This is a genomic window from Methyloceanibacter sp. (assembly GCF_058506495.1).
In genome coordinates, this window is record NZ_JBZMXT010000166.1 from 1 (window position 1) to 2,519 (window position 2,519).

Annotated in this window: 2 protein-coding genes; both read right to left on the reverse strand. The window is 59.3% G+C overall.

Features of this window, described 5'->3' with window-relative positions; genetic code table 11:
• On the reverse strand, window positions 1-1,346 hold a 1,346-nt coding region (locus tag AC33YF_RS13640; RefSeq protein ID WP_491777759.1), incomplete at its 3' end, for a cation:proton antiporter domain-containing protein.
• A gap of 258 nt (window positions 1,347-1,604) precedes the next feature.
• Window positions 1,605-2,519, reverse strand: a 915-nt coding sequence (locus AC33YF_RS13645) for a D-alanyl-D-alanine carboxypeptidase (RefSeq protein ID WP_491777760.1), incomplete at its 5' end; no start/stop codon positions are given.

The following is a 2,519-nucleotide window of genomic DNA, read 5'->3' on the forward strand; positions in this document are numbered from 1 at the left end:
CGATCGCGAAACCGGGACACCAACTCGCCATCGAAGTCAATGCCAATATGGGGTAACTCCTGTGCATCAAGAAGTGCACTGATTGTCTGACCAACTCGACCATAGCCGACAATGATCGTGTGATCGGCGAGGTCGGTCGGTAGGTCACTGTCGTTCTGGCCTCTTGCACTCTCCCGCGCTTGAATCACCTTAGCCAGCTCGCGTGCCCCTTGCGCGACCATCGGCGTCGCCAGCATGGTGAGACTTGTAACGATGAGCATGAACTGGGCAACGTCATTGGGAATGAGGGCGAGGCTAAATGCGAGGCCGATAATGAGGAAGGCGAACTCGCCCCCCTGGCCGAGCAACAGGCTCACCTCAAGTGCAACCGAACGCGGATCGCCGAAGAGCCGGGCAAGGACGTAGATAATCACGCCTTTGACGAGATAGAGCCCAATCATGGACGCGATCAGCCAGAGCAGCTTGTCCGCCACTTCCGCGAGATCGATCATCATTCCCACCGAGGCGAAAAACAGTCCGAGCAGCAACCCTTTGAATGGTTCGATGTCCACCTCGATCTCGTGACGATACTCCGTCTCAGAGAAAAGGAGACCAGCGAGGAACGCGCCCAGCGCCATCGACAGTCCGACCTCTTCCGTAGCCAGGGCCGTGCCGATAATCACAAGCAGCACAAAAGCAATGAACATCTCTCGGCTTGCATCGCTTCCGACAAGGCGGAACAAGGGGCGAATAACCAGTCGACCGACCACGAGAATGATGGCAACGGCGAGAACGGCCTGTCCTATTGCCCAGGCGAACGCTAGCACGACCGATTCACCGCCTTTCGCGGCGAACCCTCCGACCAGCAGAAGAATGGGTAGGACGGCTAGGTCCTGAAAAAGCAGGATGGAGAAACTTGTGCGGCCCGTGGCTGTGCCGAGCCGCTGTCCCTCAGACAGAAGCTGCATAACGATGGCCGTCGACGACAGCGCGAAACCACATCCGATGACCACGGCGGCCGGCAGCTCATTCTCGAAGAGCAGGGCGATGAGCGTTATGACAATGCTTGTCAGAAACACCTGCGAGCCGCCTAGCCCGAAAACCATGCGGCGCATGGCCCATAGCCGGTCGACAGACAGTTCCAGACCGATCATGAACAGCAAGAATACGACGCCAAGGTGGGCCAGAGACTGCACGCCCTCCACGTCGTCGATCAGGATGTAGTGCAGCCAAGGAAACGTGTCGGCGAAGCGCACGAGACCGTGTGGACCGATCACCATGCCGACCACGAGGAAGCCTAGGACAGGGCTCACTTTGAGGCGATGAACGAGCGGGACGACAACGCCCGCGGCTACAAGGAAGACCATTACCTCGCGTATGTTGAGCGTTTCGATGGCTTACCCTTCCGGATTTTTCTTGATCGACAAGGATCCCAAACGAGCCAAGTACAGCAATGTCGCAAGCCTCAAGGCAGGGGCCGTTGATCCAAAGCAATGAAACGGATGCTTTTGTTGGCGCCCAGCGCAAGAGCCAGGAAGTCGCAGCACTCGACCGTCTGGCGCTGCGGGTGTCGATGACACACGAGCGCGGCGCGCCACATCGAGGCACCATGGCGCGCCTGCGCGCTAGAGGCCGCGCTCGATCGCCTTCAGCACGGAATAGCGCAGACGACCGCCACCACGAAGCGCAATCACGAAGCGCACGCGTCCGTGGTTGGCCGTATCGGCGTAGCCTGCCAAAGTCCGGATTCCCGACATGGTGCCGGTCTTGTTGGTGCCGCCGTCGCGGCCTTGCAACAACTCCGCGTAGGTCACAAAAAGATCGAGTACTTTTGCAAGGCCCTGCGCCGTGAACCGGTTGCCGCGGCTGAGGCCTGAGCCCTCTTCGAGATAGATGTCGTCTTGAAGGCCGTGCTGCGCCAGCATCTCATTCGCGACCCTTAGCGACTTCTCGAGACTGACTGGACCGCCATAACGCGCCGCGCCGACTTCCAGGAAGACCTGGTTGGCGATGTAATTGTTGGAGCCAATGAGCAGCAGATTGACGATGGCCGCCAAGCTTCGAGATTGCTGGTGGACATGGACAGGCTCAAGTCCTGCCGGGACCGGCCCAACTGTGATGTCGCCATCCACCTTGCCGCCGGATTTTTCAATGAAAGCTCGGAGAAGCTCACCTGCATAAAGCAGGCTGAGTTTGGGATCTTTCGCAAGACTGATACGGCCGCGCCCCTTTGGCCCTCGCGCCCGGAACTGGCTTGCAGCCAGGGGGGTCATCGGCGTCTGTTTCTCGCCGGAGTAAATCTTGCTGCCCCGGCGCACGGCATTAATCGTGTTGAAGTTCACCGCTAATGCGGAGTTCAGAGCGTTGTAGGACCGGCTGTTGTTCTCAATCCCTGGAATGCTGACCTTCTCGGGATAGTAGCTGGGATCTAGTACCATGCCCGTGATCGGCTCGGTGCCGATCGCCGCGACCAGCTCTGGCGCCAGCAGGGCCAACTCCTCCGAGACCAGCATGGGATCGCCGCCACCGCGCACGTAGAG